Source organism: Pseudomonas sp. RV120224-01b (genome assembly GCF_003208145.1).
Lineage (GTDB): Bacteria > Pseudomonadota > Gammaproteobacteria > Pseudomonadales > Pseudomonadaceae > Aquipseudomonas > Aquipseudomonas monteilii.
In genome coordinates, this window is sequence record NZ_QKMQ01000010.1 from 98444 (window position 1) to 115245 (window position 16802).

General features: G+C 63.3%; 14 protein-coding genes. 8 read left to right on the forward strand and 6 right to left on the reverse strand.

Translation table 11 applies throughout. From position 1 onward, the window contains the following. The first annotated feature begins 144 nt into the window (after positions 1 to 144). Both N436_RS16815 and N436_RS16820 read left to right on the forward strand, forming a co-directional pair. Positions 145 to 1086, forward strand: a complete 942-nt coding sequence (locus N436_RS16815; protein ID WP_110741587.1) for an AEC family transporter — start codon at positions 145 to 147, stop codon at positions 1084 to 1086. 56 nt (positions 1087 to 1142) lie between these two features. Continuing rightward, positions 1143 to 2501: an amino acid permease gene (locus N436_RS16820; RefSeq protein WP_019098687.1), complete on the forward strand. Its 1359-nt coding sequence runs from the start codon at positions 1143 to 1145 to the stop codon at positions 2499 to 2501. A 53-nt stretch (positions 2502 to 2554) separates the two neighbouring features. Here the strand turns inward: N436_RS16820 and N436_RS16825 are convergent, their stop codons facing one another. The 6 genes from N436_RS16825 to gatC all read right to left on the reverse strand — a co-directional run bounded on the left by N436_RS16825 (position 2555) and on the right by gatC (position 7782). After that, positions 2555 to 2926, reverse strand: coding sequence for a carboxymuconolactone decarboxylase family protein (locus N436_RS16825; protein WP_016713161.1), 372 nt, complete (start codon positions 2924 to 2926; stop codon positions 2555 to 2557). A 10-nt stretch (positions 2927 to 2936) separates the two neighbouring features. Beyond that, complete coding sequence (locus N436_RS16830) at positions 2937 to 3980, reverse strand: calcium/sodium antiporter (RefSeq protein ID WP_105946943.1); 1044 nt, start codon at positions 3978 to 3980, stop codon at positions 2937 to 2939. Between the two features lie 60 nt (positions 3981 to 4040). Beyond that, positions 4041 to 4415, reverse strand: coding sequence for a septal ring lytic transglycosylase RlpA family protein (locus tag N436_RS16835; RefSeq protein WP_105946942.1), 375 nt, complete (start codon positions 4413 to 4415; stop codon positions 4041 to 4043). Between the two features lie 155 nt (positions 4416 to 4570). After that, positions 4571 to 6016: an Asp-tRNA(Asn)/Glu-tRNA(Gln) amidotransferase subunit GatB gene (gene gatB, locus N436_RS16840; RefSeq protein ID WP_016713158.1), complete on the reverse strand. Its 1446-nt coding sequence runs from the start codon at positions 6014 to 6016 to the stop codon at positions 4571 to 4573. Positions 6017 to 6027: 11 nt separating this feature from the next. Continuing rightward, positions 6028 to 7479 (reverse strand): Asp-tRNA(Asn)/Glu-tRNA(Gln) amidotransferase subunit GatA, encoded by a 1452-nt coding sequence (gene gatA, locus N436_RS16845; protein WP_110741588.1) that lies wholly within the window; start codon positions 7477 to 7479, stop codon positions 6028 to 6030. A 15-nt stretch (positions 7480 to 7494) separates the two neighbouring features. Then, positions 7495 to 7782 carry an Asp-tRNA(Asn)/Glu-tRNA(Gln) amidotransferase subunit GatC gene (gene gatC, locus N436_RS16850; RefSeq protein ID WP_027595588.1) on the reverse strand — a complete coding sequence of 96 codons (288 nt, stop codon included), beginning with the start codon at positions 7780 to 7782 and terminating at the stop codon, positions 7495 to 7497. A 205-nt stretch (positions 7783 to 7987) separates the two neighbouring features. Between gatC and mreB the strand changes: the two genes are divergently transcribed. From mreB to N436_RS16880, 6 genes are all read left to right on the forward strand, one after another. After that, on the forward strand, positions 7988 to 9025 hold the full coding sequence (mreB, locus tag N436_RS16855) for a rod shape-determining protein MreB (protein WP_003255163.1): 1038 nt from the start codon (positions 7988 to 7990) through the stop codon (positions 9023 to 9025). Between the two features lie 226 nt (positions 9026 to 9251). Further along, entirely contained in the window at positions 9252 to 10247 is a 996-nt protein-coding gene (gene mreC / locus N436_RS16860) for a rod shape-determining protein MreC (RefSeq protein ID WP_371920915.1), read from the forward strand. Then, the gene (gene mreD / locus N436_RS16865; protein ID WP_016713154.1) at positions 10247 to 10735 is read left to right on the forward strand and encodes a rod shape-determining protein MreD; all 489 of its coding nucleotides are present in this window, start codon (positions 10247 to 10249) and stop codon (positions 10733 to 10735) included. Before mreC ends, mreD begins: the two co-directional genes overlap by 1 nt. Before the next feature lie 33 nt (positions 10736 to 10768). Further along, the gene (locus N436_RS16870; protein WP_105946940.1) at positions 10769 to 11380 is read left to right on the forward strand and encodes a nucleoside triphosphate pyrophosphatase; all 612 of its coding nucleotides are present in this window, start codon (positions 10769 to 10771) and stop codon (positions 11378 to 11380) included. 54 nt (positions 11381 to 11434) lie between these two features. Continuing rightward, on the forward strand, positions 11435 to 12892 hold the full coding sequence (gene rng / locus N436_RS16875; protein ID WP_105946939.1) for a ribonuclease G: 1458 nt from the start codon (positions 11435 to 11437) through the stop codon (positions 12890 to 12892). An 82-nt stretch (positions 12893 to 12974) separates the two neighbouring features. After that, entirely contained in the window at positions 12975 to 16796 is a 3822-nt protein-coding gene (locus N436_RS16880) for a YhdP family protein (RefSeq protein WP_110741589.1), read from the forward strand. The last annotated feature ends 6 nt before the right edge of the window (positions 16797 to 16802 follow it).

Sequence of the window (16802 nt, forward strand, 5' to 3'; positions counted from 1 at the left end):
TGCAATACCTGTGGGAGCTGGCTTGCCGGCGATAGGGCCGGTACTGTCTGAAACGTCTCTTTATCGTATCCTGATCCCCGCAACTAGCGGCCGTTGGCGTATCATTAGCCCCCTAACGGCAACCCCCTCCAGGATCGCTTGCGCATGCTCGCCCTTCTTATCCAGACGCTGAACATCACGGCACCGGTCTTCGCCATGCTGTTCATGGGCGTACTGCTCAAACGCATCCACCTGATCGACGACAATTTCAATCGGGTCGCCTCGCAGCTGGTGTTCAACGTCTGCATGCCGGCGCTGCTGTTCCTCGGCATCTACCACGCCGACCTGGCCTCTGCGGTAAAACCGGGTGTCATCCTCTACTTCGTCGTCGCCACCCTGGTCGGCTTCGCCATCGCCTGGGGCCTGGCCATCTGGCGCAGCCCGCTGGCAGAGCGGGGCATCTATACCCAGGGCGCGTTTCGCGGCAACAACGGCGTGATCGGCCTGGCCTTGGCCGCCAGCCTGTACGGCGACTATGGTATTTCCTTGGGGGCGGTGCTCGCCGGCCTGGTCATCCTCATGTACAACTCGCTGTCGGCAGTGGTACTGGCGGTGTACAGCCCGGACCTCAAGTCCGACCCGTGGAGCATCTGCAAGAGCATTTTCAGCAACCCGTTGATCATCAGCGTATTGGTAGCCACGCCCATGGCTTACGGCCAGGTGCCGCTGCCCAACTGGCTGCTGACCTCGGGCGACTACCTGGCGCAGATGACCCTGCCGCTGGCGCTCATCTGCATTGGCGGCACACTGTCGCTGGCGGCGTTGCGCGACAGTGGCAGGCTGGCCATCGATGCCAGCCTGGTGAAGATGGTCTGGCTGCCACTGCTCGGTACCCTCGGTGCATGGTTGTGCGGTTTCCGGGGTGCGGAGCTGGGTATCCTGTTCCTGTACATCGGCAGCCCGACCGCCGCCGCCAGCTATGTGATGGCGCGAGCGGCCAATGGTAACCATGAGTTGGCAGCGTCGATCATCGTGATTACCACGCTAATGGCGGCGATCACCACCAATATCGGCATTTTCATCTTGCAGTGGGGCGGATGGATCTAGATCCTTGACTGCAAACAACACAAAAAACACAGCCTCACTGAGCTAAAGGACACTTCATGCAAGACCAGAGCACGCCCGAGCGGTTACAGCGCGGGCTGAAGAATCGCCATATCCAGCTGATCGCGCTGGGCGGGGCCATCGGCACCGGTTTGTTCCTGGGCATCGCCCAGACCATCCAGCTGGCAGGCCCTTCCGTCCTGCTGGGCTATGCCATCGCCGGCCTGATGGCTTTCCTGATCATGCGCCAGTTGGGCGAAATGGTGGTGGAAGAGCCGGTTGCCGGCAGCTTCAGCCACTTCGCCCACCAGTACTGGAGCGAGTTCGCCGGCTTCGTGTCGGGCTGGAACTACTGGGTGGTGTACGTGCTGGTCGGCATGGCCGAACTGACTGCGGTGGGCATCTACGTGCAGTACTGGTGGCCAGAGTTCCCAACCTGGGCCACGGCAGCGATCTTCTTCGTGGTGATCAACCTCATCAACCTGACCCAGGTAAAGGTCTACGGCGAGATGGAGTTCTGGTTCGCCCTGGTCAAGGTGGTGGCTATCGTCAGCATGATCGGCTTTGGCGCCTGGCTGCTCAGCAGCGGCCATGGCGGCCCGGATGCCAGCGTGGCCAACCTGTGGCAGTACGGCGGCTTCTTCCCTAACGGTGTCACTGGCCTGGTGATGGCGTTGGCGGTGATCATGTTCTCGTTCGGTGGCCTGGAGCTGGTGGGCATCACCGCTGCCGAGGCTGACAACCCTCGCCAGAGCATTCCCAAGGCCACCAACCAGGTGGTTTACCGCATCCTGATCTTCTACATCGGGGCCCTGGCGGTACTGCTGTCGCTGTACCCGTGGCAGAAGGTGGTGCAGGGCGGCAGCCCGTTCGTGATGATCTTCCACGAGCTGGACAGCGACCTGGTGGCGACCATCCTCAACATCGTGGTGCTGACGGCCGCGCTGTCGGTGTACAACAGCTGTGTCTATGCCAACAGCCGCATGCTGTTCGGCCTGGCCAGCCAGGGTGACGCGCCGCGTCAATTGCTGAAAGTGAGCCGCAGCGGCGTGCCGCTGACTGCATTGGGTGTTTCGGCCTTTGCGACCGGCCTGTGCGTGGTGATCAACTACCTGATGCCGGGTGAGGCCTTTGGCTTGCTGATGGCCCTGGCAGTGTCGGCATTGGTCATCAACTGGGCGAGCATCAGTATTACCCACCTGAAATTCCGCAAGGCCAAGCTGGCCGCCGGCATTACCCCGTTCTACAAGAGCTGGGGGCACCCGTTGACCAACTACCTGTGCCTGGCGTTCATCGTGCTGATTCTGGTGGTGATGTACCTGACTCCACCGATCCGCATTTCGGTGATGCTGATCCCGGGGTGGATCCTGGTGCTGTGGGTGGCCTTCAAGATGAAGAAGGCTCGCCAGGCCAGGTAAGACAGTGCCGGCCTCTTGGCGGGTTTGCCCGCGAAGAGGCCGGTACAGGCAAACTACTGATAGCTGTCGATCACTTCCTGTGCCGCCCTGAAGGCATCAATCGCCGCCGGCACTCCTGCATACACTGCGCAATGCAGCAACGCCTCGCGAATCTCTTCCACCGTACAGCCGTTGTTCAAGGCCCCGCGCACATGCCCCTTGAGCTCTTGCGGGCACTTGAGTGCCGTCAGCGTGGCCAGGGTAATCAGGCTGCGGGTCTTCAGTGGTAGACCCTCGCGGGCCCATACGCTGCCCCAGGCATGTTCATTGACAAAGTCCTGTAGCGGCTGGGTAAAGTCGGTGGCATTGCCCAGTGCGCGGTCGACGAATGCATCGCCCATTACCTGGCGGCGAATCTGTTCGCCGGTCTTGTTGCTATCAGCCATGTTGTTTTCCTTAGTGTTGGCGACGCCAGGCGCGCACGGTGGTGAACAGCAGCACCATGGCGAGCACCGGCAGTACATAGAACAGCATCAAATGTTCAAGTCGACCAGCCAGCGGCATCCCCATGGTAAAGGCTGCTACGTGCAGGCCGTAGGCCAGGTACAGGCAAAGGAATACCAGGCCTTCGGCACGGGTGACGCGATAGCCGGAATAAAACACCGGCAGGCTCAGTGCCGCAACGCCGAGCATCACTGGCAGGTCGAAAGACAGCGCATTGGGTGAGATCGACAGCGGCTCGGGCGTGACGAGTGCGGTCAGGCCCAATACAGCCAGCAGGTTGAACAGGTTGCTGCCGATCACCGTACCCACTGCGATTTCCCGTTCGCCGCGCAGGGCGGCAATCAGCGCGGCGGCCAGCTCAGGCAGGGAGGTGCAGATGGCGACAACGGTAAGGCCAATGATGCGCTCGGACAGGCCCAGGTCGGTGGCAACCTCCACAGCGGCCTCCAGCAGCAGGTGGCCCGCCAGGCTCAGCAAGCCAAGGCCGGCCAGCACCTGCAGCAGCGTGCCGGACCAGAAGCGCCCGGCACCGGTTTTTGCGCTGTCCGGGGCAGGGTAGGTGCGGGCATAGTGGCGCGACTGGTGCCAGAGCATCGCCAGGTAACCGCCCAGACCCAGCAGCAACAGCCCCCCTTCAACCCGGCCCAGGTGGCCGTTGGCAGACAGCGCATAGACCAGGCCGCTGGCGATGATCATCAGCGGAATGTCCAGGCGCACCAGTTGGCGAGACACGCGCAGGGGAATGATCAGCGCGGCCAGGCCAAGAATGACCAGCACGTTGAAGATATTGCTGCCGATTACGCTGCCCACCGCCACGTCCGGCGCGCCCTGGTAGGCAGCCTGCAGGCTTACGGTAAGTTGTGGCGCGGTACTGCCGAAGGCCACCAGGCTCAGGCCGATGATCAGCGGGCGTACGTGAAGGCGCTGGGCAAGGCGCAGCGCGGCGCGCACCAGCAACTCGGCGCCGCCAACCAGCAACACCAGGGCGATGCCCAGTTGCAGGAGGCTGAAGGTGGGAAGGGTGGCCAGGTCGAAAATGGTCGGACTCCTGTCGCGTCAGTCGCTAAGCCCTTGTACTCGCACGCGCGCTGTTCCGCTACGGAGCATGCCGATTTTTTCTGCGGCGGCGCGTGACAGGTCGATCAGCCGGCCGCGGGTATGTGGGCCACGGTCGTTGATGCGTACCACCACACTGCGCTGGTTGGCCATGTTGGTCACCAGCACGCGGGTGCCGAAAGGCAGGCTGCGGTGGGCGGCGGTAAGGCCATGCTGGTTGAAGGGTTCGCCGCTGGCGGTACGTTTGCCGTGGTGGCGTGAACCGTAATAGGAGGCGGTTCCGGTTTTGTCATAACCGCGTGGGTCGATGTCGTGGCTGGCGCAGCCGGCCAGCAGGGAAAAGAGGGCAAGGGTGCCGAGGGATCGTTTTAGCAAGTCAGGTGCTCCGGTGCTGCAATTGGGGCCGCTGTGCGGCCCATCGCCGGCAAGCCAGCTCCCACAGGAATAGTGCAGGCCTTTGGAGCGGCGCTGTACCTGTGGGAGCTGGCTTGCCGGCGATCGAGGGCAAGGCCCTCGCCGCTTTTTTCAGCTCACCCTTCGAGCTTGGCCTTGAGCAATTGGTTCACCTGCCCTGGGTTGGCCTTGCCTTTGGAGGCTTTCATTGCCTGACCGACAAAGAAGCCGAACATCTTGCCACGCTTGGCTTCATCGGCCGCGCGGTACTGTTCGACCTGCTCGGCATTGGCTGCCAGCATCTCGTCGAGCATCTTGTCGATCGCACCGGTGTCGGTGACCTGCTTCAGGCCTTTGCTCTCGATGATGCTGTCGGCATCGCCTTCACCGGCAGCCATAGCCTCGAACACGGTCTTGGCGATCTTGCCGCTGATGGTGTTGTCGCGGATGCGCAACAGCATGCCACCCAGCTGTGCGGCGCTGACGGGCGCCTGGTCGATTTCGACACCCAGCTTGTTCAGCAGGCTGCCCAGTTCGACCATGACCCAGTTGGCGGCCAGCTTGGCATCGCCACCGATCTTGACCACTTCTTCGAAGTAGTCAGCCTGTTCGCGGCTCGACGCCAGCACGTTGGCGTCGTAGGCCGACAGGCCGTACTGGCTCTGGAAGCGCTCGACCTTTTGCGGCGGCAGTTCCGGCAGGCCGGCGCGGACGGTTTCGAGGAAGCTGTCCTCGATGACCACCGGCAGCAGGTCCGGGTCGGGGAAGTAACGGTAGTCGTTGGCTTCCTCCTTGCTGCGCATGGAGCGGGTTTCGTCCTTGTTCGGGTCGTACAGGCGGGTTTCCTGCACCACCTTGCCGCCGTCTTCGATCAGGTCGATCTGGCGCTGGATTTCGCTGTTGATCGCGCGCTCGATGAAGCGGAACGAGTTGACGTTCTTGATCTCGCAGCGGGTGCCGAATTCGGCCTGGCCTTTCGGGCGGATCGACACGTTGCAGTCGCAACGCAGCGAGCCTTCGGCCATGTTGCCGTCGCAGATGCCCAGGTAGCGCACCAGTGCGTGGATTGCCTTGACGTAGGCCACGGCTTCCTTGGCGCTGCGCATGTCAGGCTCGGAGACGATTTCCAGCAGCGGGGTGCCGGCACGGTTCAGGTCGATGCCGGTAGAGCCGCTGAAGTCTTCGTGCAGGCTCTTGCCGGCGTCTTCTTCAAGGTGCGCGCGGGTGACCCCGATGCGCTTGATGGTGCCGTCTTCCAGGGCGATGTCCAGGTGGCCCTTGCCGACGATCGGCAGGTCCATCTGGCTGATCTGGTAACCCTTGGGCAGGTCCGGGTAGAAGTAGTTCTTGCGTGCGAACACGTTGCGCTTGCCGATCTCGGCATCGATGGCCAGGCCGAACATGCACGCCATGCGCACGGCTTCCTGGTTCAGCACCGGCAGTACGCCAGGCATCCCCAGGTCAACCAGGCTGGCCTGGGTGTTCGGCTCGGAGCCAAAGGTGGTGGCGCTGCCGGAGAAGATCTTCGACTGGGTGGCGAGCTGAGTGTGGATTTCCAGCCCGATCACAACTTCCCATTGCATGTGTGAATTCCTCAGAAGCCGTTGGGGGCGCGGGTGTGCCAGTCGGTCACTTGCTGGTAGCGGTGCGCGACGTTGAGCAGGCGGCCTTCCTGGAAGTACGGCGCCAGCAACTGCACGCCGACCGGCAGGCCGTCGACGAAGCCGGCTGGCATCGACAGGCCCGGCAGGCCCGCCAGGTTGGCGGTGATGGTGTAGACGTCTTCCAGGTAGGCGGCGACCGGGTCGCTGCTCTTGGCGCCAAGCTTCCAGGCCGGGTTTGGCGTGGTCGGGCCGAGGATCAGGTCGACGTCGTTGAAGGCGGCCATGAAGTCGTTCTTGATCAGGCGGCGGATTTGCTGCGCCTTCACGTAGTAGGCGTCGTAGTAGCCGGCCGACAGGGCGTAGGTACCGACCATGATACGGCGCTGTACTTCAACGCCGAAGCCTTCGCCACGGGAGCGCTTGTACAGGTCGGTGAGGTCCTTCGGTGCTTCGCAGCGGTAGCCGAAGCGCACGCCGTCGAAGCGCGACAGGTTGGAGGAGGCTTCAGCCGGAGCGATCACGTAGTAGGCCGGGATGGCGTGCTGCATGTTCGGCAGGCTGATTTCCTTGACCATGGCGCCGAGCTTTTCCAGCTCCTTGACGCTGGCCTGGACCAGGTCGGCAATGCGCGGGTCGAGGCCGGCGCCGAAGTATTCCTTCGGCAGGCCGATGCGCAGGCCCTGCAGCGAGGCGTTGAGGTTGGCGCTGTAGTCCGGCACCGGTTCTTCGATGCTGGTGGAGTCCTTGGCGTCGAAACCGGCCATGCCTTGCAACAGCAGGGCGCAGTCCTCGGCAGTGCGGGCCAGCGGGCCACCCTGGTCGAGGCTGGAGGCGTAGGCGATCATGCCCCAGCGCGAAACGCGACCGTACGTCGGCTTGAGACCGGTGAGGTTGGTCAGTGCTGCCGGCTGGCGGATCGAGCCGCCGGTGTCGGTGCCGGTGGTGGCCGGCAGCAGGCGTGCAGCCACGGCAGCGGCCGAACCACCCGACGAACCGCCCGGAACGTGTTCAAGGTTCCACGGGTTCTTCACCGCGCCGTAGTGGCTGGATTCGTTGGCCGAACCCATGGCGAACTCGTCCATGTTGGTCTTGCCCAGGGTGACCATGCCGGCTTCGGCCAGCTTGGCGACCACGGTGGCGTCATACGGCGCCTTGAAGTTGTCGAGCATCTTCGAGCCGCAGCTGGTGCGTACGCCGTTGGTGCAGAACAGGTCCTTGTGGGCGATGGGGGCACCCAGCAGCGCGCCGGTTTCGCCAGCGGCGCGACGGGCGTCGGCGGCACGCGCCTGGTCCAGGGCCAGGTCTTCGGTGACGCTGATGAAGCTGTTGATCTGCGGGTCGAGCTGCTTGATGCGCGCCAGCAGGGCGCCGGTCAGCTCTTCGGAAGAAAACGACTTGTCGGCGAGTCCGCGGGCGATCTCGGCCAGGGTCAATTGATGCATGGCAGGCTCTATCCCTTACTCGATGACTTTGGGAACCAGGTACAGACCGCTTTCGGTCGATGGCGCGATTGCCTGGTAGGCTTCACGCTGGTTGCTTTCGGTGACCTGGTCGGGGCGCAGGCGCTGGCTGGCCTCCAGGGGGTGGGCCAGGGGTTCGATGCCGGTGGTATCGACCGCTTGCATCTGGTCGACCAGCCCGAGAATGCTGTTCAGGGCGTCAGTAATGCGTGGCAGTTCGCCATCATTCAGGCCCAGGCGGGCCAGATGGGCGATCTTTTCCACGTCGCAGCGTTCAAGCGCCATGGGGATCTCCAGGGGAAACAAAGAACGGAATTTGGGTCCGCAGTGAGGAACATGTCAGCTTTCTGACGGTCTAACGGCCGCGAATTTCTGCTGGCGTGCTCGGAAAAACAGCCAATTTAACATATTGGCTCCTTGCCCAAAATCCCTGCCATTGTTAGAGTTTGCCGCACTTTTTTACCCACGCTTTCCCCAGGGTCACTTTCCCATGTTCAAGAAACTGCGTGGCATGTTTTCCAGCGATCTTTCCATCGACCTGGGTACTGCCAACACCCTTATTTACGTGCGTGAGCGCGGTATCGTCCTGAATGAGCCCTCGGTTGTTGCCATCCGTACCCATGGCAACCAGAAAAGCGTTGTCGCCGTCGGTACCGAAGCCAAACGCATGCTGGGCCGTACGCCTGGTAACATTGCTGCCATTCGTCCGATGAAGGACGGCGTCATCGCCGACTTCAGCGTGTGCGAAAAAATGTTGCAATATTTTATCAACAAGGTTCACGAGAACAGCTTCCTGCAGCCAAGCCCGCGTGTGCTGATCTGCGTGCCGTGCAAGTCGACCCAGGTAGAGCGCCGCGCCATTCGCGAGTCGGCCCTGGGTGCCGGTGCCCGTGAAGTGTTCCTGATCGAAGAGCCAATGGCTGCCGCCATCGGTGCCGGCCTGCCGGTTGAAGAAGCCCGCGGTTCGATGGTCGTCGATATCGGTGGTGGTACCACTGAAATCGCCCTCATCTCGCTGAACGGCGTGGTTTATGCCGAATCCGTCCGCGTTGGCGGCGACCGCTTCGACGAAGCCATCGTCACCTACGTGCGCCGCAATTACGGCAGCCTGATCGGTGAGTCCACCGCCGAGCGCATCAAACAGGAAATCGGTACCGCCTACCCGGGCGGCGAAGTGCGCGAAGTCGACGTGCGTGGCCGTAACCTGGCCGAGGGCGTACCGCGTGCCTTCACCCTGAACTCCAACGAAGTGCTCGAAGCGCTGCAGGAATCGCTGGCGACCATCGTTCAGGCGGTCAAGAGCGCTCTGGAGCAGTCGCCGCCCGAGCTGGCTTCGGACATCGCCGAGCGTGGCCTGGTGCTGACCGGTGGTGGCGCGCTGCTGCGTGACCTCGACAAGCTGCTGGCCCAGGAAACCGGCCTGCCGGTGATCGTCGCCGAAGACCCGCTGACCTGTGTCGCCCGTGGCGGCGGTCGCGCTCTGGAGATGATGGACAAGCACGCGATGGACCTGCTCTCCAGCGAGTGATCCCACTTGCTGTTCGCGAGCGCCCGGTTTACAGGTAGTACGCACAGTGCTACCTGTATGTGCTGGGCTGGCGCCCGTTCAGGGCGCCGTATCCGTCAACCCGCAACCAGGCTGGTGCGTTGTCCCATGTCCAATGACCTCCTGAGTCGTCCACGAGGAACGGCCCATTAAACCGCTTTTCTCCAAGGGCCCTTCGCTGGGCGTTCGCCTGCTCGTTCTGGTGGTGATGTCGGTCGCGTTGATGGTTGTCGACGCGCGCTTTGACGTGCTCAAACCTGTGCGCAGCCAGATGGGCGTGGTACTGATGGAGTCGTACTGGATCACCGACCTGCCGCAGCGTGCGTGGCAAGGTGTGGCCGGCCAGTTCGGCAGCCGCAACGAACTGATCGCCGAAAACGAAAAGCTCAAGACCGAGGCCCTGCTGCTGCAGGGGCGCCTGCAGAAGCTGGCGGCCCTGACCGAGCAGAACGTGCGCCTGCGCGAGTTGCTGAACTCTTCGGCGCTGGTCAACGAAAAGGTCGAAGTGGCCGAGCTGATCGGTGTCGACCCCAATCCGTTCACCCACCGCATCCTGATCAACAAGGGCGAGCGTGACGGCGTGTTCCTTGGCCAGCCGGTGCTCGATGCCCGGGGTCTGATGGGCCAGGTGGTCGAACTGATGCCCTACACCTCGCGGGTACTGCTGCTGACCGACACTACCCACAGCATTCCGGTGCAGGTCAACCGCAACGGCCTGCGCGCCATTGCCAGCGGCACGGGCAACCCGGAGCGCCTGGAACTGCGTCATGTGGCCGATACCGCCGACATCAAGGAAGGCGACCTGCTGGTCAGCTCCGGCATGGGTCAGCGTTTCCCTGCAGGTTATCCGGTGGCCACGGTCAACGAAGTGATTCACGATTCCGGCCAGCCGTTCGCCATCGTGCGCGCCATCCCCACTGCCGCGCTCAATCGCAGCCGCTACATGCTGCTGGTGTTCAGTGACCGGCGTACCCCGGAACAACGTGCTACCGATGCAGCCATCGCCCAGGAAGAAGCTGACCGCAAGGGCGCCTCGGCGCCTGGCCAGCCGGTAAGCCCGGGCGAGCAGGGCGTGCCAGCCAGCACTGCGCCAGTTGTACCGGCCGCACCCGCCGCACCGGCCGCTCAGCCAGCCGCTCCGGCTGCTGCCCCTGTCACGCCGGCTGCAGCGCCTGCCGCACCTGCTCACACCCGGAGGCAATGATGCCTGCATCGCGCCGCAACAACGGCTGGGTCATCTGGCTGACTTTTGCTATCGGCCTGCTGCTCAGCGTCTCGCCCATGCCGCAGTTCATGGAAGTGTTCCGCCCCATGTGGCTGGCCTTGCTGGTGTCGTTCTGGACCCTGGCCGTGCCGAACAAGGTCGGCATGACCACGGCGTTCGTGCTGGGCCTGGCCGAGGACGTGCTCTATGGAACCCTGCTGGGGCAGAACGCCCTTATCCTGACCCTCATCACCTTCCTGGTGCTGTCGCTGCAACAGCGCTTGCGCATGTTCCCCATGTGGCAGCAGAGCCTGGTCATCCTGGTGATCTTCGGCATCGCCCAGTTGATCCAGCTGTGGCTCAGCGCACTGACCGGCAATCGCCTGCCTACCCTGGCGCTGGTCTGGTCGGCGGTCATCAGTGCCTTGCTCTGGCCGTGGATCAGCTTCGCCCTGCGCGACCTGCGCCGACGCTTGCATATCAACTGACGGCGACGTCGACACTGACAGGGAGATGTCTGCATGAACCCGCTATACCTGGCCTCCGGCTCGCCCCGTCGTCGTGAACTGCTGACCCAGATCGGCGTGCCGTTCAGCGTCGTCAGTGCCCCCATCGATGAAACCCCGCTGCCCGACGAAAGCGCCCCGGCCTACGTTGAACGCCTGGCCCGGGCCAAGGCTGCCGCCGGCCTGGCCAGTGTCGAAGGCCCGGCTGTCGTGCTGGGCGCAGACACCGCCGTGGTGCTCGATGGTCGTATTCTCGGCAAGCCGGAAAGCCGCGAAGATGCCTTGGCCATGCTGGCCGACCTGTCAGGCCGCGAGCATCAGGTACTGACCGCCGTCGCCCTCACCGATGGCCAGCGCGTTCAAAGCCTGTGCGTCACCAGCCAGGTGCGCTTCCGTGCGATCAGCGACGATGAAGCGCAGCGCTACTGGGCCAGCGGCGAGCCGGCGGACAAGGCGGGTGGCTACGCCATCCAGGGCCTGGGGGCGGTGTTCGTCACTGGCCTGTCCGGCAGCTATTCGGCGGTGGTCGGCCTGCCCCTCAGCGAAACGGCCGATTTGCTTGGCCAGTTCGGCGTTGCCTGCTGGCAATCGCCGGCGCATACGCCAGAGGTAACAAACCAGCGGTAGCCAGCAATGCATACGCCATCCATCATTACAAAAGACCTTTGACGAGAGCCGGCCATGAGTGAAGAGATCCTGATCAACATCACCCCGATGGAGTCACGCGTGGCGGTGGTGGAAAACGGGGTACTGCAGGAGGTGCACGTCGAGCGCACCCAGCGCCGTGGCATCGTTGGCAATATCTACAAGGGCAAGGTGGTGCGCGTGCTGCCGGGCATGCAGGCGGCCTTCGTCGACATCGGCCTGGAGCGCGCGGCGTTCATCCATGCCTCGGAAATTTCCCAGCGCGAAGGCTCGGCGGTAGAGAACATCACCGCCCTGGTCCACGAAGGCCAGGCCTTAGTGGTGCAGGTGACCAAGGACCCGATCGGCACCAAGGGCGCGCGCCTGACGACCCAGTTGTCGATCCCTTCGCGCTACCTGGTGTACATGCCCCGCAGCAGCCATGTTGGCATATCGCTGAAGATCGAAGACGAAGCCGAGCGAGATCGCCTCAAGCAGGTGGTCAGCGACTGCATGGAAAGCGAAAACATCAAGGATGCCGGTGGCTTTATCCTGCGCACCGCCGCCGAAGGCGCACGCGCTGAAGAAATCCTGCAGGACATCCGCTACCTGCGTCGCCTGTGGGAGCAGATTGGCACCCAGATCAAGACCTGCGGCGCGCCCACGGTCATCTACGAAGACCTGGGCCTGGCTCTGCGCACGCTGCGTGACCTGGTCAACCCGAAAATCGAGAAGATCCGCATCGACTCGCGGGAAACCTTCCAGAAAACCACGCAGTTCGTTGGCGAACTGATGCCGGAAATCGCAGACCGCCTCGAGCACTACCCGGGTGAGCGACCGATCTTCGACCTGTACGGCGTTGAAGACGAGATCCAGCGTGCGCTGGAGCGCAAGGTGCCGCTCAAATCGGGTGGCTACCTGGTGGTCGACCCGGCCGAAGCGATGACCACCATCGATGTGAACACCGGCGCGTTCGTCGGCCATCGCAACCTGGAAGAGACCATCTTCAAGACCAACCTGGAAGCCGCCACCGCCATTGCCCGGCAACTGCGCCTGCGCAACATCGGCGGCATCATCATCATCGACTTCATTGACATGGAAGATGAAGAGCACCAGCGCCAGGTGCTGCGCACCCTGGAAAAACAGCTGGAGCGCGATCACGCCAAGACCAACATCATCGGTATTACCGAGCTGGGCCTGGTGCAGATGACCCGCAAGCGCACCCGTGAAAGCCTGGAGCAGGTGCTGTGTGAGCCTTGCCTGGCTTGCCAGGGGCGCGGCAAGCTGAAAACCCCCGAGACCATTTGTTACGAGATCTTCCGTGAGATCCTGCGTGAGGCCCGGGCCTATCAGGCTGAGGGCTACCGTGTACTGGCCAACCAGAAGGTGGTCGACCGCCTGCTGGATGAAGAGTCTGGCAACGTCGCTGAGCTGGAGGCTTTCATCGGTCGAACCATTCGCTTCCAGGTCGAGTCGATGTATTCGCAGGAACAATACGACGTGGTGCTGCTCTGAGTTCTTCCAGAGCACGCCGCAGGATGGTCGGGCTGGCAAAACCGCCGCTACCGGCCATCATGGATAAACGACTTGGAGGGCCATGGCCATGGGACGTCTGACCCGCGTTCTTGTCGCCTTGACCCGCTGGGGGCTGGGCGTGTGCGCCCTGTTGGCGGTATTGGTGGCGCTGTATGTCAGCCTCGGTCGCGAACTGGTGCCGCTGGTGGCCGAGTACCGCGCCGATGTGGAAAGCAAGGCCGAGCAGGCGCTGGGCCTGCCGGTGCATGTCGGTGCCCTTGAGGGCCGCTGGAGCGGGCTGGCTCCGGTGCTGCGGGTACGTGACCTGCAACTGGGCGAAGGCGCTACGGCGTTGCGCCTGGATGACGTGAAGGTGGTGCCTGATGTCTGGGCCAGCCTTACCGCCCGTGAAGTGCGCCTGGCGCGCATTCAGCTGGGCGGCCTGCAACTGATCTTGCGCGAGAACGAGCAGGGCGCCTGGAACCTTGAAGGCCTGCCGAAAAAAGACGACGCACCACTCGACCCCGCCGACCTGCTGCAGCGCCTGCGTCAATTGGGCCGCGTCGATGTGTTCGACAGCCAGGTCACCTTGCACCCTTGGCAGCGTGACCCGCTCACCCTCACCTATGTCAGCGCCGGCCTGCAGGCGGGTGCTTCACGGCAAGTGCTGGAGTTGCGCGCCACCTTGCCTGATGGCCAGCCTCTGTCGCTGAACCTGCAAAGCCGTGTCTCAGCCAAGGCCTGGCGTGATGGCCAGGTGGAGGCCTACCTGAGCCTGCCGCAAAGTGACTGGGCGCGCTGGTTGCCACCACGCCTGCTCGGTGAGTGGCAAGCTGACGCGTTGCGAGCGGGTGGCGAGTTCTGGGTCGATTGGCGCAAAGGGCAGTTGCAGCAGGCTGTGGTGCGGCTTAATGCGCCTGAACTGCGGGGTGCCTATACCGGTCGCAAGGCTGCCACGCTGAGCAACCTGGCCCTGGGCGCCTGGTTCCAGCGCCGGGATCAAGGCTTCGATGTGGTGGTCGACTCCCTGGCCATGGACATCGGCAAGGCCCGCTGGGAGTCGCACTTGCAGTTGCAGCAGCGCCCGGGCGAGAGCGCTGCCGATGAAAACTGGCGGGTGCAGGCCGACCGGCTCGACCTCACGCCCTTGACCCCGCTGATCGATGCTTTGGCGCCATTGCCTGACAAAGTCATGGCCGTGGTCGATGGCCTGAAAGTAACCGGCGCGCTGCGCAATGTGCGCCTGGAGGCCCGCCCGAAAGCCGAGGGCGACAAACGCCTGCAGTTCGAGGCCAACCTGGAAAAGGTCGGTTTCGATGCGTATCACAATGCCCCGGCTGCCGGTAACGTCAGCGGCAGCATCAGTGGTGACCTGGGCCATGGTGAGCTGCGGTTGGATACCGAGGCGTTCATGCTGCATCTGTACCCGATCTTCGCCAAACCCTGGCACTACCAGAAGGCCAATGCACGCCTGACCTGGGCTTTGGACAATGACGGTTTCACCCTGATAGCGCCGTACCTCAAGGTGCTGGGCGAAGAGGGCAAGATCGCAGGTGATTTCCTGATTCGCCTGTTGTTCGAGGAAGGCCGCGAAGACTACATGGACCTGCGCGTCGGCCTGACCGAAGGCGATGGCCGCTATACCGCCAAATACCTGCCCGAGGTGCTCAGCCCCGCCCTCGACGAGTGGTTGCGCAGCGCCATCGTCAAAGGCACGGTGGATGAAGGCTACTTCCAGTACCAGGGCTCGCTGAATCATGGCGCGGCTCCTGAAGCGCGCAGTATCAGCCTGTTCTTCAAGGTGCGTGATGCCGCCCTGGACTTCCAGCCTGGCTGGCCGCAGGTGCAGCACGTGGATGGCGATGTGTTCATCGAGGACAGCGGTGTGCGCATCAAGGCCCAACGCGGCGTGCTGCTCGACACCAAGGTCAGCGATGTGACGGTCGATATCCCGCATGTCGACGGTGACCAGCACAGCCACCTGTACCTGGATGGAGACTTCGACGGCACCCTGGGTGATGGGCTGAAGATTCTCAAGGAAGCGCCAATCGGCACCGGTGAGATGTTCGCCGGCTGGGAGGGTGAAGGGCCGCTGAAGGGCAAGGTCAAGCTCGATATCCCCTTGGCTCATGGGCCGCGACCGAAAGTACAGGTGGACTTCGCCACCAACGAGGCGCGCCTGAGAGTCGCGCCGCCGAGCCTGGAGTTGAACCGCCTGAAGGGTGATTTCAGCTTTGATTTCGACAAAGGCCTGAGCGGCAAGGGCATCAGCCTGCAAGCCTTCGGCAAGCCGGTAACGGCGCAAATCACTGCTGAAGGCCAGGCCGGCCAGATGCAGACCCGCATTAATGCCAATGGCCAGGTGTCGCTCAAGGCGTTGACCGAATGGCTGCAGTTCAAGCAGGCCCTGCCGGCCTCCGGCGACTTGCCTTACCAGCTACAGGTCAACCTGGGTAGCCGGGCAAACAGCCTGAGCGTCACTTCCAACCTCAAGGGCCTGGCGATCGACCTGCCGGCACCGTTCGGCAAAGCGGTGGCGGATACCCGCGACAGCCGTTTCAGCATGAACCTGCAGGGGCCGGAGCGTCGCTTCGATGCTGCCTATACCGACCTTGCCCGCTTTGCCTATGCCGCGCCGGCCGACGCACTGGCCCAGGGGCGCGGTGAGTTGTTGCTGGGCGCCGGTAACGCTCAACTGCCGGGCGGTCAAGGGCTGCGGGTACGTGGCCGCCTGGAGGCTTTGGACCTGGCACCCTGGCAAGAGCAGGCAGCGCGCCTGGCGGGCGACGACCCCGGTGGCAGTGCACGGCAAAACCTGCAAGGCGTAGACCTGAGCATTGGCCAGTTGAAAGCCTTTGGCATGGACCTGAATCAGGCAGTGGTCAGGCTGGCACGAGGCGGCCAGGCTTGGGACCTGCGCCTGGACAGCAAGGAAGTGATAGGCAACGCACGCGTGCCGGATGCCAAAGGCTCGCCCATGGTGGTGCGTATGCAAACCTTGCGTTTGCCGGCAGCCGACCCTGCCCAGGCACAAGCCGAGGATGGCCCCGATCCGCTGGCCTCGTTCGACCCGCGCAAGGTCCCGGCGCTGGACCTGAGCATCGACAAGCTGTACCGCGGCGACGACTTGTTCGGCAGTGCCTCGATCAAGTTGCGACCCACCGCGCGTGGTGTTAGCGCCAGTGATATCGACCTCGACTTCAAAGGCCTGCGTATCGACGGCGGCGGTGGCTGGGAAGGCGAAACAGGCAAGACCAGCAGTTGGTACAAAGGGCGCCTGGACGGCAAGAACCTGGCCGATGTACTCAAGGCCTGGGGCTTTGCCCCGACCGTGACCAGCCGCGATTTTCGCCTGGATGTGGACGGCCGCTGGCCGGGTTCGCCGGCTGCGGTGGGGCTGAAGCGCTTCTCGGGCAGCATGGACGCGGCACTGCGTACCGGCCAGTTCGTCGAGGTTGAAGGCAGCGCCCAGGCGTTGCGGGTATTCGGCCTGCTCAACTTCAACTCCATTGGCCGACGCCTGCGTCTGGACTTCTCCGACCTGTTCGACAAAGGCCTGGCCTATGACCGGGTCAAGGGCCTGCTGGTGGCCAGTGACGGGGTGTATGTGACCCGCGAGCCCATCAGCGTGACCGGCCCGTCGAGCAATTTCGAGCTGGACGGGACCCTGGACATGCTACGCGACCGGATCGACGCCAACCTGCAGGTGAGCCTGCCGGTGACGAACAACCTGCCGCTGGCGGCACTGATTGTCGGCGCGCCGGCCGTAGGTGGCGCCTTGTTCCTGGTCGATCGGTTGATCGGTGACCGTGTTTCGCGCTTTGCCAGTGTGCACTACCGTGTCGAAGGACCGGTTAAAGAGCCTAGAATCACCTTTGTGAAACCTTTCGAGAAATCCCGCTAGGAGTGC